This window comes from uncultured Haliea sp., from assembly GCF_963973825.1.
GTDB lineage: Bacteria > Pseudomonadota > Gammaproteobacteria > Pseudomonadales > Halieaceae > Haliea.
This window is the reverse complement of sequence record NZ_CAXBAE010000004.1, coordinates 64448-89141: the sequence shown is the minus strand read 5'-3', so window position 1 is coordinate 89141 and position 24694 is coordinate 64448. Positions and strand designations below refer to the sequence as shown.

Here is a 24694-nt window from a genome sequence, read left to right as displayed (position 1 = left end):
GCGCGGACCCCACCAAGTGCGGTATGCTGGGCCAACATCGCATACCGAAGGGAGTCTCGCGTGGATCAGAATCTGCTGTATATCATCGCCGCCGTGCTGGTGCTGGGCGTGGGGGCCCAGTGGCTGTCCTGGCGACTGAAGCAGCCCTCGATCCTCGCCCTGCTGGTGCTGGGCATCATCGCCGGTCCCGTCACCGGCCTGCTGCGACCCGATGAACAGTTCGGCGACCTGCTCTTCCCCATGGTGTCCCTCGGGGTCGCACTGGTGCTGTTCGAAGGTGGCATGACGCTGAAGTTCCGTGACCTCAGGGGCCACGGACGCGTAGTCACCAACCTGGTGAGCTGGGGTGCCCTGTTGAACTGGGGGCTGATGGCGGCCGGCTGCTGGATGCTGGCCGACTTCTCCCTCCCTGTTGCGCTGCTGTTTGCGGCGCTCGTCGTGGTCACCGGCCCGACTGTGATCAACCCGCTGTTGCGCACCATGCGCGCAAAACCAGAGGTGAGCCAGGTGCTGCGCTGGGAGGGCATTCTGATTGACCCGGTGGGCGCGCTGCTTGCCGTTCTGGTCTTTCAGTACATCCTTACCGGCGCGGATTCGTGGGTCGTGTTCGCCCAGAGCATCGGTGTCGGCCTGGTGGCGGGTTTGATCGGCGCCCTCAGCCTGGGTTTCGTGCTGCGGAAACACTGGGTTCCGGAATACCTCATCAACGTCGTCACCCTGGCCTGGGTGATCATGATGTTCGCCGGCAGTGACTTCATCGCCCACGAATCCGGGCTGCTGACAGTGACCGTGATGGGCATCTGGCTGGGCAATATGAAAGACGTGGGCGTGAGTGAAATACTCAGCTTCAAGGAAAGCCTGTCGGTGCTGATTATCTCGGTGCTGTTCATTGTGCTGGGCGCGCGGGTCGATCCCCAGGATATTCTCGCCACCGGCTGGAACGGCGTGATCGTCCTGCTGGTAGTGCTGCTGGCGCGGCCGGTTGTGGTGTGGGCGTCCGCGCTCGGCGGCAACTACAGCTGGCGCCAGAAGGCGTTGCTGAGCTGGGTGGCACCGCGCGGCATCGTTGCCGCCGCTGTCTCCTCACTGTTTGCGCTGCGGCTCGAGGGTATCGACTACCCGGGCGCCTCGGATCTGGTGGCCTACACCTTCCTGGTGATCATCGCCACGGTGGTGCTGCAGAGCCTCACCGCCGGCGCCGCGACCCGCGCGCTGGGCCTCGCCGAAGCGGAGCCGAACGGCGTGCTCATCGTCGGCGCAAATGCCGTGGCCCGGGCTGTGGCTCAGGCGCTGGTGCGGCAGGGTTTCCGGGTCAAACTCGCAGATACCTCCTATGAAGAGATCCGCAGCGCGCGTATGGCAGGGCTGGAAACCTATTACGGCGACCCGATTTCTTCGCACGCCGACCAGTATCTGGAACTCGTGGGCATCGGGCGACTCTTCGCCATGTCGCGGCGCGCACGCTGGAATACGCTCGCCTGCCTGAAATACCGCGGTGAATTCGGCCCGAAGAAGGTGTTCAGCCTGCGCAACGCGGAAGAGCGTGAGGTCAGCGAGCGAGAACGCCCCGCGGATGAGTTCCGCGCGCCGCGTCTCTTTGGCAGCGAAGTCACCTACCAGAAACTGGCCAGCCTGCTGGCGCGTGGCGCAGAGATACGGGCCATCAACCTCAATGAAGAGTTTGACCTGGCGGCTTACAAAGACAAGAACGGCACCAGCATGATCCCGCTGTTCACGCTGACCACTGACGGCAAGCTGCGCGTCATCAACGACGACGCCCCCGTGGGAGAGCTCGCCGAGGGCAAGCTGCTGGCCCTGGTATGGTCCGCAGAAAGCTAGCAGCGCGCTGCATCCGGCTACGCCACTCAACGAGGGAAGAGCACACCATGGATATCAATAATAAGCACATCGCCATCACCGGCCCCACGGCGGGCATAGGCCGCAGCGCCGCTCTCACCCTCGCCGGCAAGGGAGCGGTACTTACGCTGCTGTGCCGCAATCTGGAAAAGGGTGCGGCGCTCAGCCGGGAGATCGTCGCAGCGGGCGGGGCTGAGCCCAGCGTGGTACAGATTGACATGGCAAGCCTGGCCAGCGTGCGCGCCGCGAGCGAAACCTGCCTGTCCCAGGGGCGACCAATAGACATTCTGCTCAACAACGCGGGCCTGATGAATACCAGCCGCAAGACGACGGTGGACGGCTACGAAGAGACGCTGGCGGTGAACCACTTTGCGCCCTTCCTGCTCACGGGCCTGCTGCTGCCCGCATTGGCGGAAGCGCCCAGCGCACGCATCGTCAACGTTGCGTCTGCCGCGCACGCGTTTGTCCGCGGTATGAATTTCGATGACATGCAGGCGGAGAAGAACTACAAGGCGTTTCGCGAGTATGGCCGCTCCAAGCTGGCGAACATTCTGTTCACCCGAACCCTGGCACAGCGTCTCGAGGGGCAGCCGATCACGGTCAACGCCCTGCACCCCGGCGCGGTAGCCACCTCACTGGGTCAGCAGAACGACGGCTTCCTGAAGAACATTGCGCCCGCGATCATGAAGATATTTTTCCGCTCCCCGGACAAGGGTGCCGAGACATCTGTGTATCTGTGCACAAGCGATGACGTCGCAGACACCAGCGGTGAGTATTTTGCCAACTGCAAACGGGTGCGTCCGCGTCCCTGGGCCAGGGACGACGCGGCCGCGGCTAAGCTGTGGGCGTATACGGAAGACTGTACCGGATTCACCTACCCCATCTGATACGGGCCGACTTTCGGAGCGCACCGGCTAGAAGGTGCGCAGATAGCTGAGCGAGTAGGCGCGAAAGCTTTCATCGCTGTCGTTGAGGGAGCCCTGCTCGTAGGCCAGTTTGAACGCATTGCGCCGGTTGAAGGGGAACACCAGGGTAAATCCCGCTTTACTGTCGCGCTGCAGGTTATCCAGGCGCCGGCCGCCCAGCGTGCTACGTCCTCCGCGATAGAAGTTCGCATCCAGCGATACCCAAAGTCCCGGATGGATCTGGCGCACGAGATGCGTCTCGACCGAGTACAGCGCGGCCTGCTCCCGCCGCAAGCCCAGAAAGTTGTCGTTGTCCTGAAACCACCAGCCGCCCGCCTCAATCTCCCATATCCACTGGTTTCCGAGAGGCAGGATGTAACCCAGCTCCAGCTTGGTTGCCCAGCGGTTGGCGCCCACATTCAGCAGCCGCTCGGGGTCGTAGCGGCCCGTGGGTGCCACAATGCGCAGGCTGCCGCCCAGCAGGGGGCGTGGCGCTCGCAGCATCTCGGCAAAGGCCTCACGATCCATGGCGGGCGCACCGACAAAGTTGAGCGACAGCGTTGCCGCGACGTCTCCGAGGCCATCATAGTCGCGAGACACCTTGCCCAACCCGTCGACATCTGCCGAGGAGCGGCCGCTGGCGTAGGGCGCATCCACCACAAAGGTCGCGGTGCGCCCCGCGAGGGAGAAGGTCTGGCGAACACTGAGCTGTGCCGTGGTGATAGACGAGTTGAGGCCGGCAATCGGCAGCGAAGGATCGGGAATGGTGTCGCCCCGGGTATGCGCAAACCCGAGGGCACCGATCTGCGTGCCCTGTGGTGCGGGCCAGTAGGCGCGGGGAGAAAGCTCCTGCGCCAATGGCCTCAGGCTCACTGACATCAGCAGGAGCAGGAGTGCAACGGCTTTCCCGGTTGTTCGCGCCACGCCATCCTCCCCGCTGTGTCATGCCTGGCCATGCTACAGCGGAGAGGTTACAACAGTGAAGGTGGCAAGTACCACCGGACAGAGCCTGCACCCCGGCCGGGGGACCTGGTATCAGAGGCGGAAGCGCGCGCCAATTTCAAAGGAGCGCTCTGGACCCACGTAGATACCCTGGCGCAGCCCGGTGATATAGCGTTCATCTGTCAGGTTTTTCACCGCACCGAACACCGTCAGGCTGCTGCTGAACTCATACTCAGCCAAGAAATCCAGCAGCGTATAGGAGGGCATCTTGCCACCCCAGATACCGCCGGCAGCGTCGTCGGGGATAGCAACCTGGTTGCTTGCATCACCGAACTGCGAGCCGCGGTAGTGGGCGGTCAGCGCGGCGTTCCACTGGCCCTCGTGGTAGCTGAGCGCCAGATTGGCCAGGTGCTCTGGCGCATAGGGCAGCCTGTTGCCCTCAAATTCCCCGGTCTGGAAATCCGACTCAGGCACCCAGGTCGCGTTGGCATCCACGCTGAAGCCCGCGCCCAACTCATAGCCGAGGATCAGTTCCATGCCTTTATGCAAGGTTTCGCCGGCATTGGACTGGGACAGGTTGGGATCGCTGTTGCCGGTGACCACCTGGTTGTCGAAATCCATATAGAACGCTGCGACTTCATAGCTCAGCTTGCCCCGCAAGCCACGAATGCCGACCTCATAGTTGTTCGAGCGTTCGCCGTCCAGATTCTGGTCCGTGAGGCCGTCCAGCGCCACGCCATTTGCCGCCGGTGAGAACGCGCGGTAGAGGCCACCGTAGAGCTGGGCCGTGGGGGTCAGTTCGAAGGTTGCGCCGATCCCGGGCAGGAGCTCAGTGTTGGAAGTTTTTGCCGAGGCGTTGTTTTCGGTGAGCACCCGGCGCTTCTGCTCATAGGACTCGATTCGCAGCCCCGGGGTGACCGCCAGCCGATCAGTCAGCTCCATGCGATTCTGCACATGCGCTGCGATGCTGTCCGCGCTGTCCACACGATGCCGGTCATTGATGCCGGTGCGGTCGGCGTCCCGAGTGGCGCGTATGCGCGTGTCGTCCGACTCCTCGCTCATCACCCGGAAACCGATTTCGGCGGCATTTTCCAGGCCGAAAAGCTGGTGATCCAGCTGCAGGCGTGTTTCCAGCCCAAGCCGTTCAAAGGACCGGTTGTTGCCGGTGAGGGTGTCGGTATAAACCCAGCGACCCGCCTCGTTGGAGGCCTCGTCGTCGACGTTGTAGCGCCAGTAATCCCGCGACACCTCGCTCCAGTAGGCGACGGTTTGCAGCCTGGCGTTATCGTTGATGCGCCAGGCATGATTTAGGTCGAAGGCCACACGATCGGTCAGGAAGTAGTCATCCGGCGCCGGGTTGTAGGTCGCACCGGCCTCGTAGTCACCGAGCAACAGGCCGCGGTAGGAGATGTTGGCGTCATTCTCGTACCAGGAGAACTTCACACCCACTTCCTGGCTGTCGCTGAGCGCCATGCCGGACTTGACGAGAATGTCCGTCATTTCATAGTCCTTGTCCATGAAGCCGTCGCTCTCTGCGCGGGTCGCCACAAGCCCGGCGAAGGCATCGCCAGAGGCGCTGCGGCCACCCGCCTCCAGAGAGGCTTCGCGGGTGTCGAAGGAACCAAGTCGGCCCGACAGCAGGACACCGTCGTCCGGCGTCTTCGTCTGGTAGTTCACCACGCCACCGATGGTGGAGGGGCCATAGCGCAGGGACGCAGACCCTTTCAGCACTTCGATGCGCTCGACACGCTGGATACGGGGGTTGAAATACCGCTCGTTGCCGATAAACAGACCGGGGGCCACAGGCACGCCGTCCTCAAGAATCAGCGATTTTGACTCGCTGGCCGACAACCCGCGAATTCCCAGATTGGCAACGATTGCCGTTTCGTCTTCTGTTGCCGTGTTGATGCCGGCGACACGGCGCAATGCGTCATCCGTGGACAATGGCTGGATCAGTTCCAGAGCCTCCCGGTCGATCAGCACTACCGAACCCGTCTGCCGCGACACGGCATCGTCGCTTTTGCCGATAACCTCGATCACCGGCATGGGGAACTCACCCCCCTCCTGCGCGGCAAGGCTGGATGGCAGCAAAATGGCGGCAACAGCAAGGGCGAGCACCCGTTTCGGTGGGCGCGAGGGCATGGTATTCATAGGTTACTCCAGGATCAGGCCCAGGCGGTTTCCGATGTGGGCTTGAGTTCAAAGAAAAGGGATTCAGCGACCGTCTCGGCTATCACTTCTTCAGCGCTGTCTTTGCAGGTGCCGCAGCATGTACCCACCTCCAGGCGCGCCTGAATGTCTTCATAGCGGACAGCGCCCTGCTGGACCTCGGCACGGATGGCGGAGTCGGTCACTCCGCGACAGAGACAAATAAACATGCAATAACCTCCTGACTGCACCCAGTGTAGACGAATGCGAATCATTGTCAATTGCGTGTGGTATTAATTGTCAGTCTCGAACACAGAAATCGCTCACCGCGCTTGACGGCCGGTATCCGTGGTCTCCCGGCGCCCAATTGACTACACTGTGGGAGAACACCACCACACAAGGAGCAGAGCGTGAAAGGTGACAAGCAGGTCATTGCCTTCCTGAACCAGGCACTGAAAAACGAACTCACGGCCATCAATCAGTATTTCCTGCACGCCAGAATGTTCGAGAACTGGGGGCTGAACAAGCTCAACGAGAAAGAATACGAGGAATCCATCGATGAAATGAAGCACGCGGATCTGCTGATCAAGCGTATTCTGTTCCTCGAGGGGCTGCCCAACCTGCAGGACCTTGGCAAACTGTACATCGGTGAAAACGTTGCAGAAATCCTGCAATGCGACATGAAGCAGGAAGAACTGGCCATTCCGCTGTTGCGCGAGGCCATCGTGCACTGTGAATCGGTTTCCGATTTTGGTACCCGCGACCTGTTCTCGGAGATCCTGAGGAGCGAAGAGGAGCACGTCGACTGGCTGGAGACGCAACTCGAGCTGATCGAGCGCGTCGGCATACAGAACTACCAGCAATCCATGATCTAGAACGAAAAAGCCCGCCCCATTCTCTGGGGCGGGCCCGCGCTACCGCGCGCTGCGCACTCAGTCGCAGCCGCCGCTCAGGCTGTTCAGCCAGTCACGCACCAGTCCCACGGCCTCGTCATGGATGATGCTGCGGCCGATTTCCGGCATGCGCACATTGGGCTCATTGGAATTCATGCGAAACACGGTGATGGACGCATCGGCATCGCCCGGCACAAGCGCGTACTGCAGGCCACCTGAGCCTGCCCCGGCAGCAACGGGTGGCTTGCAGACACCGTAGGTGGCATTCACTTCACGCCAGAACTCGGTGAACATGCCAGAGTTGCTGGCAAAACCACCGGGGCTGTGGCAATGGGCGCAGTTGATGTCCAGATAGGCCTTCACCCGCGACTCCAGGGGCTTGCTGACGTCTTCCCAGTCAGGCGCCGTGTCGATCGTCGCCAGGTCAGCTGGCAAACCAACCAGCACCCCTGCATCCGCCATATGCGATAACTGGTTCTTCAGTGCGCCATCGTACAGACGCTCGCGGTTGAGGAACCGTGCCTTGGGGCCGATAGGCAGGTTGACGGTCTCCGTATTCACGCCACTGCCGGTCTCCGCCCGGGTCACGCCGTGGCAGGTCTTGCAGCTGTTGGCATCGGGAATCACGTACTCGGTACTGCGCGTGCTGCCGTCACTGTGAATCCACTCCAGCGAACGGCGGCCTCCTGCCACCGCCAGGTCTGCGCCACTGCCATCCTCGCGCCAGATATAGGGCAGTGTTGCCCAGCCATCCCGACGATGGATCAGCAGACGGGTTTCGATAACCTCCTCCCCCGCCGCAGGATTCAGAAAGTCGTTGGGCATGGCGAAGGTCTTGGCGATGATAGTGCCCACCGGAAAATCGAATACGTTCTGACTGTTGTAGGCGGCTTGCAGGCCGTCTGGCACGTAGATAAAGCGGTACTTGCTGGCATAGTCGGTAAACAGTGCGCTGGTCAGCTCGTAGCCGATACCGTCGTTGGCGGCTGAGCGTGGTTCCAGCGCGTCCGCAAACAGGTTGTAACCGGCAAGCTCCCGGCAGCTGACCTCCGCCGCATCGAAATTGGGGTCGCTACCCTCGGGGGTGCACAGGGCCGCAATCTCTTCCTCGGTGAGTGGGCGCTCGCCCTCTGCAATCTCTTCCGGCGTGTCCAGTACTACCGCGGTCAGTGACGCATGCGCGCAATCAAAGAAGGCGGGATCCACGCTGGGGCCACCGCCGCCGGGCTGGAACACAACGCCAAGACGGACCGAGGCTTTTTCGGAAACACAGATACGGTCGGCATCCGCGAACGCACCCTCCGCTTCACCCAGCCCGTCATAGACCACCTCGGGTAGCCCATCAAAGGCTGCGAACAGCCCGGCAACATCCGCCGCCAGGTCTGCAGGGGCGTAGGCATTGTTGGAGTACAGGTTGTCGTGCACGTGTATGCGGCGCGGGTCCGGGTCGTAGCGGACATCGTTGGTGGTCAGGCCGCTGATGTCGTAGCTGACGATGGCCACCGCCATGGACTGATTGTTTTCAATGCGGTTACCAAAAATCTCCACATCGTCAAACGCCATGGCGAGTATGCCGGTGCCCGCCGGCACCACACCCACGATATTGCCCGCTGGCGCAAAATTGGGGGTGTTGTTGTCGCGAATGGTATTGTCGAAAATCCGCGCGCGCGCACCGTCGACGGACAGGTTCGGCAGGTCGAATACCAGAATGCCACCGGTATTGTTCTCCGCGACGTTGTCGTACACATCCGAGTCCGTGGAGTTCTCGATCTCAATGCCCGCCACGTTCAGGGAGACGTTGTTGCGGCGCACGATGATCTTGTCTGACTGGCCGACATAGATTCCTGCGTCACTGGCGCCGATGACCACACAGTCTTCTATCAGCACGTTCTTGGTCTGTACCGGGTACAGTCCGTAGGCACCGTTGCTCTCGCAGGCACCGCAGGTCCACTCCACGCGCACCGAACGCAGTGTCACACCGTTGGAGAATTTGAACTTGATGCCATCCGACGGTGCGTCGATCACCGCGAAATCTTCCAACACCACATTGTTGCTGGTGACCAGGATACTCTCGCCACCCGACACCTGGCTGCCGAAATCGAGCAGGGTTTCACCGTGGCCCTGGCCGCGGACCGTGACATTGTCGACATCCAGCGACAGCTGCGCATCCAGCGCGAATTCTCCCGCAGGCAATTCGATGGTCTGCCCGGGTTCAACGTTGATAAAGGCTTCTATCAACCGCCGCTGAAAATCTTCGCCGGGCTCGATGACGACCAGGTCGGGGTCCGGCACTTCCTCGGGTGTCACATCAGGTGGAGGCGGCGCGGCGGAATCACCGCCATCCGAGCAGGCTGTCAGTGACGCCAACCCGAACAACAGCACAGCGGACAGAACAGAGTTTCTGGCGAGTGTCTTCATGATGCTCCCGGTTTATTATCCTTAGAAGAGGGGTTCCGCCTGCTTATTTACCACAGGCGGGATAAATCACAAAGCCGCCTCAGGCGATCGCCACCAGTTCGATGTCAAAGGTGAGGTCTTTTCCGGCCAGCGGATGATTGGCATCCAGCACGACCACCTCGTCACTGACCTCGGCGACACGCACCGGGATCGCCTGACCATCGGGGGTTTGCATCTGCAACTGCAGGCCCGGTTCCAACGGAATATGCTCGGGGATCTGCGACCGGGCGACTTCCTGCCGGGCCTCGGCGGCGGGCTGGCCGTAGGCCTCGTCTGCCGGCACGTTGACCTGCTTTTTATCACCGACGGCCATACCCTCGATGGCCCGGTCCAGGCCGGGGATGATCTGCCCGGACCCCACTTCGAACTGCAGTGGGTCGCGGCCATCACTGCTGTCGAATACGGTGCCGTCGTCCAGCGTACCGGTGTAATGAATGCTGACGTTGTCGCCTGCTTTGGCTGCGCTCATGCTGTGCTCCTGATTGCGTAGGGGAAGGGAAACTACGCAATGCCTGGCGCAGTAACTCGCGAGTCCTCCAGTTTAACGGCTGTGCCAGGGATGTAAACCGACAGCACTGAAAACCTGCCGCAGGGCCCGCGACAGGGGCGAAACGGTAATAGTGGTGCCGCGGCGCACTGGCGAGGGGCCCGGCAGATCAGTATCTTGCTCACGACCACCGGCGCAAGCCCGGTACAACCGTTTTTGCAGGAGCTGACTCATGATCGCGTTGGGAGCCGTACTTGTGGGCCTGGTGTTGCTGGTCTGGAGCGCCGACCGTTTTGTGTCGGGCGCAGCCGCAACGGCGTGGCATTTCAACGTACCGCCCCTGCTGATCGGCATGGTCATCATAGGTTTCGGGACCTCGGCACCCGAGATGGTGGTCTCCGCCATCGCATCCAGCCAGGGCAACCCGGGCCTGGCACTGGGCAATGCCTACGGTTCCAACATCACCAACATTGCACTGATCATCGGCGTCACCGCCGTGCTCAGCCCCCTGGCCGTGCACTCGCAGATCCTGCGCAAGGAGCTGCCGATACTGCTCGCGGTCACGGCGCTGGCCGCCTGGCAGGTGGTCGATGGTGTCATCACCCACCTCGAGGCATTTCTGCTGCTTGGCGTGTTCCTTCTGCTGATGGGCTGGTCTATCCAACAGGGCCTGCGGGGCGACCGCGACACGCTGGCCATTGAGGTCACTGCGGAGCACGCGTCCACCCAGCAGCACATGCCGCTGGGCCGTGCGCTGTTCTGGCTGCTCGCCGGCCTGCTGCTCCTGGTTGCCGCCTCGCGCCTGCTGGTGTGGGGCGCGGTGCTGATTGCGGAGGGCCTGGGGGTCAGCGATCTGGTCATCGGACTCACCATCGTGGCGGTCGGCACCTCGCTTCCCGAGCTGGCGTCCTCGGTGATTGCCGCGCGCAAGGGTGAGAGCGACATCGCGCTGGGCAACGTGATCGGTTCCAACCTGTTCAACACGCTGGCGGTGGTGGGCATCGCGGGCGGCATTGCCGAGATCGACGTGCCCCCGGAGGTGCTGGGCCGGGACGTACTGAGCATGGGGGCCCTGGCGCTGCTGTTATGTGTGATGGGGTATCGACGCCGCGGACCCGGCCGCATCAACCGGCTGGAGGGCGCACTGCTTATCCTGTGCTTCGTCGGCTATACCAGTTGGGTGCTGGTCACCAGCGGCTCATGAGGTGAGCTCGCGCAGCAGGGCCTCGAAATCCGCAGCCGGCAGCGGCTTGCTGAAGTAATAGCCCTGAAACTCGTCACAGCCGTTGTCCTTGAGGAACTGCCACTGCGCTTCCGTTTCCACGCCCTCGGCGATGGTGCGAAATCCCAGTCCGCGAGCTACGCCGATAATGGCCAGCGCGATAGCCTGGTCTTCGGCATCCTCGGCCACCCCGTCGACAAAACTCTTGTCGATTTTCAGCTTCTGCACCGGATAGCGCTTGAGATAACTCAATGAGGAATAGCCGGTGCCGAAATCATCGATCGACAGCACAACGCCGCGTCGATGCAGATCGCCCAGGGTTGCCAGTGTCTTGCCGGAACTTTCCATGGCAATACGCTCGGTGAGCTCGAGGTCCAGCAGTTGCGCCGGCACGCCGGCGTCGGCGAGCATCTGGCTCACCATCTCCGCGAAGTCCTCGCGGTAGATCTGCATCGCGGACAGGTTCACAGCGACGGGTCCAACGGGCAAACCCGCTGCCTGCCACAGCGCCTGCTGGGCTATGGCGGTACGCAACACCCAGCTGCCGATATCCAGAATCAGCCCGCTCTCTTCGGCAATGGGAATAAACCGTGACGGCGGCACGAAACCCAGCTCCGGGTGCTGCCAGCGGATCAGGGCCTCAACACCGGTGATCTCCCCGGTCGACAGGCTGACCTGCGGCTGGTAGTGCAGGCTCAGGTCGCCCCTGACGAGGGCTTCCCTGAGCTGGTTCTCGATCTGCAGCGTTTCATTGGCATGCACGCGCATCTCGTCTTCGAAGACGCAGAACACATTGCGCCCGGCGAGCTTGGCCCGCGAGAGCGCGGCGTCTGCCGCCTGCGTCAGCTGGTCGAGGTCACGGCCGTGCTCCGGGAAGCAGGCGATGCCAATGCTCGCCGTAACGCTGAGCCGTTGCGCCTCCAGCTGCAGGGGCTCGGCGATACGACTGAGCAGGCGTTCCGCCACCTCGGCCGCGCCTGCCTCTCCAACGCCGGGAAGCAGCAGGAAAAACTCGTCTCCCCCCATGCGGCTCAGGGTGGACTCCAGGTTCAGCTCGGCGCTCAGGCGGCTGGACAGCGCGGTGAGCACGGCATCCCCCACCGCGAGCCCCAGCGATTCGTTGATCAGCTGGAAACGGTCCAGATCGATATAGAGCAGTGCCAGCGGCGTACCACTCGCGGCTGCGGCAGTCACCGCCAGGCGCGTCCGCTCGTGCAGCAACTCCCGGTTGGGCAGGCCGGTGAGCGTGTCGTAATGGCTGAGGAAACGGATCCGGTCCCGATTGTCGCGATGCTCTGTGATATCGGTGGAAATCCCACAGAGGGCGTAAACCTTGCCTTCGGCATCGTACAGCGGGATTTTCACCGACCAGAACACAGAGGTCTTGCCGCTGCTGCGGATGGTCTCCACCTCTTCACGCTCCTCGACGATACCCGTCGAGAGCACCTTGCGGTCGTTCTCGCGAATCCGCGCGACGCTGTCGCCTTCAAACAGGCGCTCGTCACCCTGACCGATAATGTCCTCGCGCTCCACCCCCCAGGTGGCAAGCACCTGCCGATTCACGAACAGGTACTTGCCCTCGAGATCCTTCAGGTAGATGCAGGCACCCACGTTCTCAAGAATGGTGGACAGCAGCGACTCGCTTTCCCGCACCGCCTTCTCGTAGCGCGTGCGCTGTTCCTCCCGGTCAAAGTTGTCCAGGGCGAAACTGATATCTGCGCTCATCTCACGCAGCAGGGCCGTTGCCTCCTCGTCGAACACGTCGCAGTGGGCATGATAGACACTGAACACGGCGAAGGGCTTGCCGCCCCGGGGAATCGGAAATGCGGCCGATGAGCGCCAACCGAACTCGCGCGCCCGATCGTGCCAGGGCTCGGTCAAGGACGAGTCGAGGTAGTCGTTGATGATTACCGGCCGGTTCTCTCGCGCGGCAGTGGCCATGGACCCGCCTCCGCCGGGATGGTTGGCATCAATGGAGAGCGACTTGCTGTCGAAGTATTCCCGCCCCTCCCCTGCTCCGGCCACACCGACAATCGCACCGCTTGCAGTATCAATACGACCCACCCAGGCCAGGGTAAAGCCGCCAAACCGGACCGCCACCTTGCAGACCAGAGGCATCAGCTCCGCTTCGCTGTCCATACGGACAATGGCCTGGTTGACCTCGCTGAGTGCGTGGTAAAGGCTGGCCAGGCGTTCCGCGCGCCGATCGCTGCGGTCGCGACCGCGGGCAATCACCAGCACCAGCAGCGCCAGGGCAAGGCTGGCCGCCCCCCCCGCCACGAACATCGCCGAGGACCCTCCCGGCGCCAGCGATGCGGCGCGGAAGGCAGGGGTGGAGCTGATGTAGAAGGTCCAGCTGCGGGTACCCACCGTCACGCTGTGCTCAGCCTGCGCTTCACCCGCGGCAGCCCGCGCTGTATGGGACACGGTGTCTGACACGTAGAGCCGATTCGCCGGATCGCGCGGGTCGCCGTCGAAGATGTCAAAATCCAGGTCGGCGTCGATTTCCCTCGCCATCCCCTCGATCAGGTCCCTGACGCGAAAGGGCACGTCGATATACCCGGTAAGTCTCGCCCTGCGCTCAGCCAGCGTATCCGGCACGGCCGAGGCACCGTACACCGGCAGGTACATCACAAAGGATGGGGACTCGGGGCTGGCCGTCGCCGGGGCATCACCCTGGTCCTGCACCAGCTGCAGCGGGCGGGTGATGACGATATCGCCCAGGTCCCGGGCTTTCTCTGCGGCGGCGCGGGCCACCGGAAGCTGGTAGATATCAAGGCCGATGGCGCGCAGGTTGGCACCCGCCAATGGCTCTATATAGATGATCGGCGCCAGCACCTCACCCGGGCCCTCCGGTCGGATGGCGTAGTCGACGGGCAGCTGAGCCGCCATCTCCTCCAGGTGTTTATCCAGATTGCTGCGCCGCACCAGTTGCACCCAGGCGATTCCCTGCAGGCCGGCCAGCTCGGAGGTGGCATTCAGGGCCCGCGTGTAAGCCAGGAACTCGGGGTACTCAACGCTCTCCGAACCCTGGAAAAAGCCCTGCAGTCCACGCATTACCACCGAATAGCTGTGCAGCTGCTTTTCGGCCACGGCAATCAGGCGTTGGGCCTCGGCACTGAAGGCTGCATTCAGCAGCGCCTGCTCTCGCTGCTGGTGCTGTTGCCAGGTGGCGATCGTCAGCGCAATACCCAGAAACAACACGAAGACGGATAGCAGTGCTGGCACCAGGTTGGCAAAGCGGTATTTTCTGGCAACTCTCATGTGTTTTGCCGCAATGCAGCGTGACTCTCGGTATCGACCTTCATACCGCCCATGTAAGCATGACGAAAATGGGCTCGCAATCACTCTTGGTGTTATTCATGCATTTCCCTCGCCGGTCACCGGTAGCCTGTTGTCGGTGGTGGGCAAAATCGGGTCAAGTCCCTACACACGCGTGAATATTTCTCCTCGCGGCACTTGACGCAGCAGGCACCGACAACGTTAAACTGCGGTTGCAGGTTTTCGAAAACACACAATCACTGCGCAATCCAACACACCGTGTTGGCAGGTTACCCCGGCGCCCCTCCGGAGCGCTGATAATAACGATTACGGAGCCTCACCATGCCGAGATATATGCACACACCCATCGCCGCCGCGTTGATCGCGGCCACGTCGATCCCCTTTGTTTCCGCAGTTCAGGCTCAGGGTCTGGCACTGGAGGAAGTCGTGGTCACCGCACAGCGTCGGGAAACGCTGCTGCAGGAAACCCCCATCGCGGTGACCGCCTTCAATGCCGAGCAGATAGCCGACCTCGGTATTTACAATGTCACGGACCTGAACGGACTGGTGCCGAACACCAACGTCCAGAAGCAGCCCTCCTCCAACTCCAACATGTCGATTTACATCCGGGGTGTGGGCAGCGGTGAAACCTCGCTGATGACCGACCCGAAAACGAGTTTCTACCTCGACGGCGTGTACATGAGCAAGACCGTCGGCGCGATCTTCGACATCGTTGACTTGCAGTCCATCGAAGTACTGCGCGGCCCACAGGGCACGCTCTTCGGTCGCAACAGCACCGGCGGCGCCGTCAACGTCACGACACGCAAACCCACCGGCGAACTGGGTGGGCGCGTGGAAGTGAGTGTCGGCAACGATGGTTATCGCCGCCTCACGGGTTCCGTTGACCTGCCGCAGATGGCCGACATGCTGTCGGTCAAGATCTCCGGCAGCAAGATGGAATACGACGGCTGGGCGACCAACGAGTTTCCCGGCGTTAACCCCGACCTGGCGAGTGAGGACAACTCCTCCTACCGCGTGGCGCTGCGCCTGGAACCCACCGACGGGTTGACCATCGATTACGCCTACGACGACACCGACAACACCGGGGTACCCACGCCGTTCCAGGTGACCAAGGTAAAGGACTCCATCTACGACGGTTTCACCACCACCCCCTTCCCCTACACCTTCCTCGGCGGTGAGATCTTCCAGCAGATGGCGGCCACGGTAGGCGACCCCACCAAGCGCCGGGAAACCTTCATGCTCGAGGGGTCCAGCGAAGAATGGCTGGAAGTGCAGGGCCACAACCTGACGGTTGCCTGGGAACTTGATCCCTTCACCCTCAAATATATCTACGCCAACCGCGACACCGACTCCGGCTATGACTCCACCGACCTCGACGGCGGGGCCTACACGATGCGCGACCTGCTGTACGGCGGCGGCGCAGAGATTCCCACTCAGGGCTTCCAGGCCGGCATTCCCGAAGGCTGGATCAAAATGGAAAGCCATGAATTCCAGCTGATCGGCGATGCCTTCAACGACCGCCTGCAGTACACGGTAGGCGTATTCCTGTTTGACGAAGAAGTGTATCAGGACAACCCGCAGAGCTTTGTGCTGCCCATCCAGTTCCTGGTAGACAGCGCAATCGGGCCGGCCTTTATCGGCGCCGGCTTCTGTAACGACTTCGGCACCGGACCGGTCTGCCAGGGCAGCCAGCGGCTACCCCTGCCTTTCCCGTTCCCGGGCGCCGATCCGAACCTGAACGGCTTCCAGGATTTCATCTACGGGCAGGAGTCGGAGTCGACCGCGGTTTACGGCCAGGCGACCTACTCCCTCACCGAGCAGCTGGATATCACCGCTGGCCTGCGCTACACCGAGGATGATCGCGAGGCGTTCCTGTTCAATGAAGGCCTGAACCACGTCAGCTTCGACGACCGGTTTACCAACGAGGACACCTGGGACAACATCAGCTACCTGCTGACAGCCAACTACTCGTTCAGCCCGGACATGAATGTCTATGCCACGTACTCCACCGGTTACAACGGGGGAGGCTTCAACAGCCGCGCGTCCAGCGCCACGGCCTGGGAAGAGCCCTACGAGGAAGAAACCCTCGACTCCTACGAGTTGGGGATGAAGTCCGACTGGCTGGATCGCCGCCTGCGGGTCAACGGCGCGGTGTTCTACAACAACTACAAGGACATGCAGATTGCCGTATTCGAAGCGGGCAGCGGCGGTGCATCCAGCCGCATCACCAACGCGGGTGAGGCGACCTACATGGGTCTTGAACTGGAGGTGATTGCGCTGCTCAGCGAGAACGTGTCCGTTGACCTGAACTACGGGTATCTGGATGCCGAATTCGATGAATACAACGCACGCAATCCGGTGACCAACCAGATCGAAAACATAAAGGATGTTGTCACTGTCACCCGAGCACCGGAGAACACCGCATCGCTTGGCCTGCAGTACTCCACCGCCAACACGGGGATGGGGCGGCTGAGCGCACGCCTGGATGTGTCCTACACCGACAGCATGGTATTCCACCCCTTCCAGAATCAGTTTGATTCCTCGGACGCCCGCACGCTGCTGAATGCGCGTGTCACGCTGGACGAGCTGACGATGGGCGAGAGCGGCGACCTGCGTCTTTCGGCCTGGGTGCGCAACCTGACGGATGAGGAATACCGGGAGTGGGGCATCGACTTCGGTACACTGGGATGGGCCGGCAACACCTGGGGCCAGCCACGCACCTTCGGTTTTGACGCGGTGTACTCCTTCTAAACGGTTTCTCTTCCTCCCGAGGGCCGGCAGCGATTCGCTACCGGCCCTTTTTTATGCCGCAATAAAAAGTTCTTGGTTTCGCCACGCAAGCGCCACATCACTGCAACACAGCCTCTCTACCCTCCTGCCTGGATAGCCGATGCACCCCTGCACCGGCAACAGGCCCCCGGCGGTTGTCGCCGGAGTGCCGCTCACTTCCCACAGCGCAGGTAGAGACAAACATGGAACACGATGAAGGCACCAGCAACCCGTCAAACAACCGTCCCTTTCGCGATGTACTCAAGGACTACGCCTCGCGTCGGCAGGTCCTGCGCGGCGGCCTTACGCTGGCCGCAGGCAGCTTTCTGGCGGGGCCCCTGTCGGCGGCCGCCAGCAGTGCCCCGGCCGCGCCAAGCCGTAAAATCGGCAGCCGGCTGATCGACTTCCAGCCCGTGCCGCTGGCCCAGGGCAACGGCCCCCTGCCGGCTATTTCTGCCGACTATGACTACCAGGTGCTGATCCCCTGGGGCACATCACTGACCCATAACGTGCCGGACTACAGCGGCGCTCCGGATGCAAGACCCGGCGCCGCGGAACAGGCTCAGCAAATCGGCATCGGCCACGATGGCATGTGGTTCTTCCCCTTCCGCCGCAGCAGCACGCGTGGCCTGTTGGCGATTAATCACGAGTTCGGCACCAACAGCACGGTACTCGGCAAAGCAGCTCCCGAGAGCCTGGCTGACGTCATGACCTCGCAACATGCCCATGGCATCTCCGTCGCGGAGATACGCAAAACCGGCCGCGGCTGGGAACTGGTGAAGGACAGCATGTACAACCGTCGTGTGCATGGCCGCACCCCGGTGGAATTCAGTGGCCCCGTGGCAGGCAGCGAGTACATCGGCCCCGAAGCCGGTGCGATGGGCACGCTCAACAACTGCGCCAACGGCTACACGCCCTGGGGTACGTACCTGACCTGTGAGGAAAATTTCAACGGCTACTTCGGAACCAGTGACCCGAACTGGGCACCGAGCGAAGAACAGGCGCGCTATGGCCTGAGTGCCAACGGTTTCGGCTACGGCTGGCACCTCTTCGACGAACGCTTCGACCTGGCCGGTGGCAGCCATCCGAACGAAGAGAACCGCTTTGGCTGGATCGTTGAGGTCGACCCTTTCAACCCCGACGCACTGCCGGTCAAACGGACGGCGATGGGGCGCTTCAAGCATGAAGGGGTGGCTCTGGTCGAGGGCCGGGGCGGCCGCGTTGTCGGTTACATGGGTGACGATGAGCGCTTCGACTATATCTACAAGTTCGTTTCTGCCGGCAACTGGCGCTTCATGCGTTCGCAGGGCCTGAGCCCGCTGGACAGCGGTACACTGTACGCCGCCAGGTTCAACGACGACGGCAGCGGCGAGTGGCTGGAGCTGAGCCTGCGCAACCCCGCCATCGCAGCGCGCTTCAGCTCTGAGGCAGAAGTACTGACCTACGCCAGAATTGCCGCTGACCTCGCCGGCGCCACGCCGATGGATCGCCCGGAGTGGACCTCGGTCGGTCGGGATGGCACTGTGTACTGCACACTGACCAACAATAGCCGTCGCGAGGAAGCGGATGCCGCCAACCCGCAGGCGCCGAATCCGGACGGTCACATCATTCGCTGGCGGGACAGCAACCGCCACGTCGGGCGCCGTTTCACCTGGGAGATATTCCTGCTTGCCTCATCAACACACGGTGGCGAGCGCAGCCTGGCCTCGCCCGATGGGCTCTGGGTTGACCCCGAAAACCGTGTTTTCATCCAGACCGATGGTGCACAGAAGGATGGCCTCAACGACCAGTTACTGGTCGCCAACGGCAATCAGTCCGGCGATGACATCGAGATCAAGCGCCTGCTCACTGGAGTCACCGACTGTGAAGTCACCGGCATAACCGTCACACCCAACCGACGCACGCTGTTCGTCAACCTGCAGCACCCCGGCAACGGCGACCCTGCCGTGACAAACTTCCCTGCTGCACAGGGCAGCGGCGCCATTCCCCGCGACTGTACGCTGGTCATCACCCGCAAGGACGGCGGCATCGTCGGGTCCTGACCCACTGTCGTTCCGGCCGCTGGAGGTGACTCCGGCGGCCTTTTCATTGGCGCAGTTGCATCGCCCGCTGTGGCACATCCAGTGCCTGCAGGATCTTCATCCGCAACTGGGCGTTATACGCTGGCCGGGCCTGCAGAAAACCCTGTACCGTGGCAATCGCCTCAGGCGTATGGTGGTACTGCAGTGTCGTGTTCAACCAGGCGGATGGAAAGAAGATGTCGCCGGTCACCTGGATGTCCTGCAACCATTCCAGGCTCGGCTCGATATAGCGCTCGGCATGCGCAGTCCGCAGGGGATGGTGCAGGTAGCCCAGCGCGTCCAGCACCCAGCTCTCTGTCGCCCGGTTGGCTGGGTCGGCAAGGCTGGCAAAAAACGCATCGCGCTCCGCGGCATCGGCGGACAGCGCGGGCGCCAGAAACGCCAGCCGACGGCGGTTGTCGGGGTTTTCGACCTGCGCCAGTTGCTGGGTAATGAGCGCGCTGGCGCGTTCGGGCATGGCCACGGCAAGGCGTTCGGCAAGGCGTATCCTGTCCCGCTCTGCCAGCACCAGACCGCTGATCGAGTCCTCTCCGCGCCAGACGGCGTGCAGACGCTGCAGGGTCTCCGGCTGCCGCGCCAGCTGCGTGAGGCTGTCGAACAGCAGGCGTGTGCGACCCGCATCCGTTGACTGCGCCAGCGCCTGCCACAGTATCGCTTCGAGGTCGGGTTGAATCCGCTCGCGCGCCGCGTCGGTCAGCAACACCTGCTGCAGCACAGCGAGCTGATCCAGCATCTGGTTCAACAGCAGCTGGTTCGGCTCGGCGACTACGCGCGCGAGCAGTTCGCGTGCATAGGCCTCGGGCGCAACCGCGCCACCCTGCAGCATCGCCTCAAACAGGTTGAGCAGCAGGCGCCCGCGCGCCACGGGAGACAACTGCGGCCAGCGCGCCATGTCCTCAAGCTGCGCCGCTTGCGGGCCATAAAACAGGTCAGCATCCTCTGCTTGCCGGCTGGCGGAGGGGAAGCCGGCACTGTGCACCCAGGTATCGCTCCAGGCCGCAAGATCCAGCGGGGTTTTGTGGTCGAGGATTGCCACCAGCGCCGGCCAGGTGGCATTGGCATAGGCAAAGCGCTCCAGATACTCCGCCAGGCCCTCGCGCAGCGCCTCGGCACCCAGCAGTGATTCGAGCTGGCGCATCATGATGGGCGCCTTGTGGTAGATGATGGGCCCATACATCTGCCCGGCCTCGTTGAGGTTGCCGAGCTGCTGCCGGATCGGGTTGGCCCCTGCCGTGCGGTCTACTGCGTAGGCGGCCGGGTAATGGCGCAGCAGAAAGTTCAGTTCGTGGTCGATCTCAGGGAACAGCGGGTTCACCATTTTGGCCGCCATAAAGTTGGCAAAGACCTCTTTGGTCCACACATCGTTGAACCAGCGCATGGTCACCAGATTACCGAACCACATGTGGGCAACCTCGTGCGCAATCAGGCTGGCGCGACGCAGGCGCTCGTCATCCGTCGGGTTTTCATCCAGCAAGAGCAGTTCAGCGCGGTAGGGAACCGCGCCGACATGCTCCATGCCGCCATACTGAAAAGCCGGGATCAGCGCAAAATCCAGTTTTTCGAAGGGAAACGCCACACCGGTGTAATTCTCCAGCCAGGCCACGGCCTCGCGGTGCTGGCGAAAGATATCGTCGAGATTGCGGGTCAGCTTTTCCGGGTCGGTTTCACGATGCAGCATCGTCATGCCCTGCCCACGCCACTCCCGGGTGACCGACTGGAAGCGGCCCGCAACAAAGCCGAACAGATAGGAGCTGATGGGCTCGCTTGCCGCGAAGCGGTGCACCCGCCTGCCGTCCGCTTCGCTGACCGACAGCCTTGGCGTGTTGGCAATCGCCTCCCAGGCGGCGGGCAGGTCAAGGCTGAGTTCCCAACTGGCCTTCAGGTCAGGCTGGTCAAACACCGGCAATGCTGTGCGCGCCCGGTCCGGCACAAACAGGGTATAGAGGTAATCCGGATTGCGGTTCAGGGCGCTGTCCCCTGCGGTGAACTGCAGCGTCACGTGATTCTCGCCGATGTGCAAGGTACTGGTCGGTAGCAGCACATGTTCAGCCTCGACGGCCGTGGGCAGGGCAGCACCGTTGACCTGCAGACTGTGCAGTGCCTCACTGGCGGCGCGGAAATCCAGCGCCAGGGGCTGCTCTACAGCAGCCAGGTTGAAGCGTATCTCCATACGCCCCGCAATCGCCTCCGAGGCAGCCTCGGGGACAGCCAGATGGACGAGGTAGCTGACGTCGGACACGCGCTGCGCGCGCTCCTCTGCCAGTGCCAGTGAGACCCCCGGCTCGACCGGAACGGGGTCCGGCGGTGCCGCAGTGCGGCTACAGGCGATCATGAACGAGACCAGGAAGATGGTGAAACAGAATTTTGACATGGTACCTCCAGTCGACCATTCTACCCTCCAGGGCGACCTGTAGTTAACCGCCGGTGTGTTTGCTGTTAACATAGGCCGCTGCCTGTCACAGGGATCCTCCCGTATGCTCTCCAGACTCGCCGCACCGCGCACGCGCGCCGCACTGCTGCTGATCGGCGCCACGCTTCTGGCCGGCTGTACCGACGGCCCCTGGAACAACCCCAACCCGGACAGCCCCCCGGGCCTTGTTACCTACCAGTCGGTGATGACGCCGCTGCCGCCCAAGCACCTGGACCCTGCACTGTCCTACGCGGCCGATGAGTCGCTGTTCCTGATGCAGATCTATGAACCCCCCATGGGCTACCATTACCTCAAGCGGCCCTATGAACTGCTGCCCCTGGGCGTCGAGGATTTCCCCGAGATTACCTATATCAACGCCGAGGGCGAGATTATTGACCCGCAGGCGGAGGACGTCGCCTACTCGGTTTATGAGTTGACCGTGCGCGCCGATGCCCGCTACCAGCCGCACCCGGCCTTTGCGCTGGACGACCGCGGCGCGCCGCGCTACCTGTTCAAGGACGCCAGCGAAAGCCGCCCGTATCGCCAGATCAGCGATTTTCCGGAGCTGGGTTCGCGGCCGGTGGCCGCCAACGACTACGTCTACGCCATCAAACGCCTCGCGGACCCGTTCAATGCCTCACCCATGCTCGGCTTCATGGCCCAGTACATTGTCGGCATGGAGGACTTCTCGGCGCGCCTGAAAGACGTGCCGAGGGACGGCTGGGTCAACCTGGACGACTACAGGATGGACGGCCTCGAAGTGGTTGACGACCGCACCTTCCGCATCACCATCAAGGGACGTTACCCCCAGTTCAGCTACTGGCTGGCAATGCACTTTTTCTCGCCGATCGCGCCAGAGGTGGACCGCTTTTTCCACAACCCGGGCTTTTTGGACCGCAACCTGACCCTGGACTGGTGGCCGGTGGGCAGCGGCCCGTTCATGATGGTGAAGAATGACCCGAACAGTGAAATCGTCCTGGAGCGCAACCCGAACTTCCGCGAGGACTACTTCCCCACCGAGGGCGCGCCGGGAGACGCCGAGCAGGGGCTGCTGGAGGATGCGGGCAAGCGTCTGCCGCTGATTGACCGGGCGGTGTTCCGCTTGGAGAAGGAGGTGCTGTCTCTGTGGACCAAGTTCCTGCAGGGCTACTACGACCGCTCGGGTGAAAGCCACGGCAACACCAACCGGGTGTTCGACCAGGCCTTCGTGGTCGGCCCGAATGGGGTGGAGCTGGGCGCGGAACTGGCCAGCCATGGCATCACGGTATCGCCGGATGTCAAACCGGCGATCTATTATTACGGTTTCAACATGCGCGACCCGGTGCTCGGCGGCTACACCGAGGAGCGCCGGAAACTGCGCCGTGCATTGCAGATTGCCTTCGATACCGAGGAATACCTCAAGATCTTCTACAAGGGCAACGGCATCCCGGCCCAGTCACCGATACCGCCAGGCATACCGGGTTTTGTCGAAGGCGAGGCCGGCATCAACCCCTACGTGTACGATTGGGTAGACGGCGCACCCAAGCGCAAGTCAATTGAGCACGCAAAACAGCTGCTGACCGAGGCCGGCTACCCGAACGGCCGCGATGCGCGCACCGGGGAGCCGCTGAAGATCTTCATTGACGTGCAGAGCCAGGCCATCTCCAGCACCAGCATGAACTGGATGGACCGCGCTTTCGGCCGCATTGGTGTGCAGGTCGAATACCGTCCGGCTGACTGGAACCGCACCCGCGAAAAACTGCTGACGGGCAACACACAGATTTTCTCCCACGGCTGGCTGGCCGACTACCCGGACCCGGAGAACTTCCTGTTTCTCCTCTACGGGCCGGAAAGTCCGCTGATCTGCAATTGCGATGGGGCCAACAATGCGAGTTACGAGCGCCCAGAATACGACGACCTGTTCCGCCAGATGCGCGTGCTTCCTGCCGGCGAGGAGAGGGATGCGCTGGTCGCGCGCATGGTCGACCTCTACCGCGAGGACGCCGTCTGGCTGTACGGCTTTTACCCGAAGGACATCTACCTGAATAACCCCTGGGTACACAACAACAAACGCCACGGCATTTCCAAGAACACCCTCAAGTACGTGCGCATTGACGATGACCTGCGCGAGCGCAAGCGCGAGGAGTGGAACCAGCCCGTGATCTGGCCGCTGTATGCCATGAGCGCGCTGCTGGTGGCATTGCTGCTTCCCGGCATTATCGCCTACCGCCGTCGCCTGCGCGCGACGGCCCGCCAGTAACAGGAGCGACCATGTTTGCCTATATCGTGCGCCGCCTGATCTATGCCATTCCGATTCTGGTGGGCGTCAATTTGCTCACCTTCACCCTGTTCTTCGTGGTCAACTCGCCCGATGACATGGCAGCGTCCCAACTCGGCGACAAATACGTCACCCCCGAGGCTATCGAGAACTGGAAGCAGAAAAATGGCTACGACAAACCCCTGTTCCTGAACCCGGACGCGGCGGGCGTGGCGCAGATTACCGATACCATTTTCTTCGACAAGTCCGTGCGGCTGTTCGCCTTTGACTTTGGCCGTTCGGAAAGCGGCCGGGACATCACCACGGATGTCGCCACTCGGATGTGGCCCAGCCTCGCCGTCGCCCTGCCCACCTTTCTGGTCGGCATTGGGGTCAACATCTGCGTGGCCCTGATGGTGGTCATGTTCCGCGGCACCCGGCTGGACCGCGGCGCCGTATTTGTTTTTGTCGCGCTGATGTCGATTTCCTACCTGTTCTACATTATCGGCGGGCAGTTCCTGGTGGCCAAAACCTGGCGACTGGTGCCGATATCCGGGTTTCACACGGAGGGCCAGGTATGGAAGTTCCTCATCCTCCCCGTGCTGGTAGGTGTGGTGGCCGGCATCGGCGCCGGCGCACGCTGGTACCGCACACTGTTCCTGGAGGAGGCGAACCAGGATTACGTGCGCACCGCCCGTGCCAAGGGTTGCAGCGAGCTGTCTATCCTCTTCCGGCATATCCTGCCCAACGCGCTGATCCCCATTCTCACCGGTGTGGTGGTACTGATTCCCTCACTCTTCATGGGCAGCCTGTTGATTGAATCGTTCTTTGGCATACCCGGCCTCGGCAGCTACATGCTGGATGCCATCAACTCGCAGGATTTTGCCATCGTGCGCAGCATGGTGTTTATCGGCTCAATCCTGTACATCATCGGCCTGCTGCTGACCGATATCTCCTATACCTGGGCCGATCCCCGGGTACGGCTGTCCTGAGGGCCCGGCAACG

Annotated in this window: 15 protein-coding genes; 8 read left to right on the top strand and 7 right to left on the bottom strand. The window is 62.3% G+C overall.

What is annotated here, in order from left to right:
* The first annotated feature begins 60 nt into the window (after nucleotides 1-60).
* Nucleotides 61-1839, top strand: coding sequence for a sodium:proton antiporter (locus tag AACZ17_RS06795; RefSeq protein WP_290742826.1), 1779 nt, complete (start codon nucleotides 61-63; stop codon nucleotides 1837-1839).
* Nucleotides 1840-1886: 47 nt separating this feature from the next.
* The gene (locus AACZ17_RS06790; protein ID WP_290742823.1) at nucleotides 1887-2744 is read left to right on the top strand and encodes an SDR family oxidoreductase; all 858 of its coding nucleotides are present in this window, start codon (nucleotides 1887-1889) and stop codon (nucleotides 2742-2744) included.
* 27 nt (nucleotides 2745-2771) lie between these two features.
* Here AACZ17_RS06790 and AACZ17_RS06785 read toward each other — a convergent pair whose 3' ends face one another.
* From AACZ17_RS06785 to AACZ17_RS06775, 3 genes are all read right to left on the bottom strand, one after another.
* A complete protein-coding gene (locus tag AACZ17_RS06785) occupies nucleotides 2772-3686 on the bottom strand; it encodes a transporter (RefSeq protein WP_290742820.1) in 915 nt (304 codons plus the stop codon).
* Nucleotides 3687-3797: 111 nt separating this feature from the next.
* Entirely contained in the window at nucleotides 3798-5855 is a 2058-nt protein-coding gene (locus AACZ17_RS06780; protein WP_290742816.1) for a TonB-dependent receptor, read from the bottom strand.
* 14 nt (nucleotides 5856-5869) lie between these two features.
* A complete protein-coding gene (locus AACZ17_RS06775; RefSeq protein WP_290742813.1) occupies nucleotides 5870-6082 on the bottom strand; it encodes a (2Fe-2S)-binding protein in 213 nt (70 codons plus the stop codon).
* Nucleotides 6083-6262: 180 nt separating this feature from the next.
* On the opposite strand from AACZ17_RS06775, the gene bfr reads away from it, so the two are divergent.
* A complete protein-coding gene (bfr, locus tag AACZ17_RS06770; protein WP_290742810.1) occupies nucleotides 6263-6727 on the top strand; it encodes a bacterioferritin in 465 nt (154 codons plus the stop codon).
* 57 nt (nucleotides 6728-6784) lie between these two features.
* Here the strand turns inward: bfr and AACZ17_RS06765 are convergent, their stop codons facing one another.
* Nucleotides 6785-9163, bottom strand: coding sequence for a parallel beta-helix domain-containing protein (locus AACZ17_RS06765; RefSeq protein ID WP_290742807.1), 2379 nt, complete (start codon nucleotides 9161-9163; stop codon nucleotides 6785-6787).
* Nucleotides 9164-9242: 79 nt separating this feature from the next.
* Nucleotides 9243-9671: a peptidylprolyl isomerase gene (locus tag AACZ17_RS06760; protein ID WP_290742804.1), complete on the bottom strand. Its 429-nt coding sequence runs from the start codon at nucleotides 9669-9671 to the stop codon at nucleotides 9243-9245.
* 250 nt (nucleotides 9672-9921) lie between these two features.
* Here AACZ17_RS06760 and AACZ17_RS06755 point away from each other — a divergent pair, with 250 nt between their 5' ends.
* Nucleotides 9922-10893, top strand: coding sequence for a calcium/sodium antiporter (locus AACZ17_RS06755; RefSeq protein WP_290742801.1), 972 nt, complete (start codon nucleotides 9922-9924; stop codon nucleotides 10891-10893).
* On the opposite strand, the gene AACZ17_RS06750 is transcribed toward AACZ17_RS06755, so the two are convergent.
* Complete coding sequence (locus AACZ17_RS06750; protein ID WP_339637991.1) at nucleotides 10888-14175, bottom strand: EAL domain-containing protein; 3288 nt, start codon at nucleotides 14173-14175, stop codon at nucleotides 10888-10890. The genes AACZ17_RS06755 and AACZ17_RS06750 overlap by 6 nt on opposite strands.
* Nucleotides 14176-14514: 339 nt before the next feature.
* Between AACZ17_RS06750 and AACZ17_RS06745 the strand changes: the two genes are divergently transcribed.
* Nucleotides 14515-16944 carry a TonB-dependent receptor gene (locus AACZ17_RS06745; protein ID WP_290742795.1) on the top strand — a complete coding sequence of 810 codons (2430 nt, stop codon included), beginning with the start codon at nucleotides 14515-14517 and terminating at the stop codon, nucleotides 16942-16944.
* Nucleotides 16945-17165: 221 nt separating this feature from the next.
* Complete coding sequence (locus AACZ17_RS06740; RefSeq protein ID WP_290742792.1) at nucleotides 17166-19004, top strand: PhoX family phosphatase; 1839 nt, start codon at nucleotides 17166-17168, stop codon at nucleotides 19002-19004.
* 43 nt (nucleotides 19005-19047) lie between these two features.
* Here AACZ17_RS06740 and AACZ17_RS06735 read toward each other — a convergent pair whose 3' ends face one another.
* Entirely contained in the window at nucleotides 19048-21414 is a 2367-nt protein-coding gene (locus AACZ17_RS06735; RefSeq protein ID WP_290742789.1) for a M1 family aminopeptidase, read from the bottom strand.
* Nucleotides 21415-21517: 103 nt separating this feature from the next.
* Here AACZ17_RS06735 and AACZ17_RS06730 point away from each other — a divergent pair, with 103 nt between their 5' ends.
* Both AACZ17_RS06730 and AACZ17_RS06725 read left to right on the top strand, forming a co-directional pair.
* Nucleotides 21518-23692: an ABC transporter substrate-binding protein gene (locus AACZ17_RS06730; protein WP_290742786.1), complete on the top strand. Its 2175-nt coding sequence runs from the start codon at nucleotides 21518-21520 to the stop codon at nucleotides 23690-23692.
* An 11-nt stretch (nucleotides 23693-23703) separates the two neighbouring features.
* Nucleotides 23704-24681, top strand: a complete 978-nt coding sequence (locus AACZ17_RS06725; RefSeq protein WP_290742783.1) for an ABC transporter permease — start codon at nucleotides 23704-23706, stop codon at nucleotides 24679-24681.
* Nucleotides 24682-24694 lie beyond the last annotated feature (13 nt).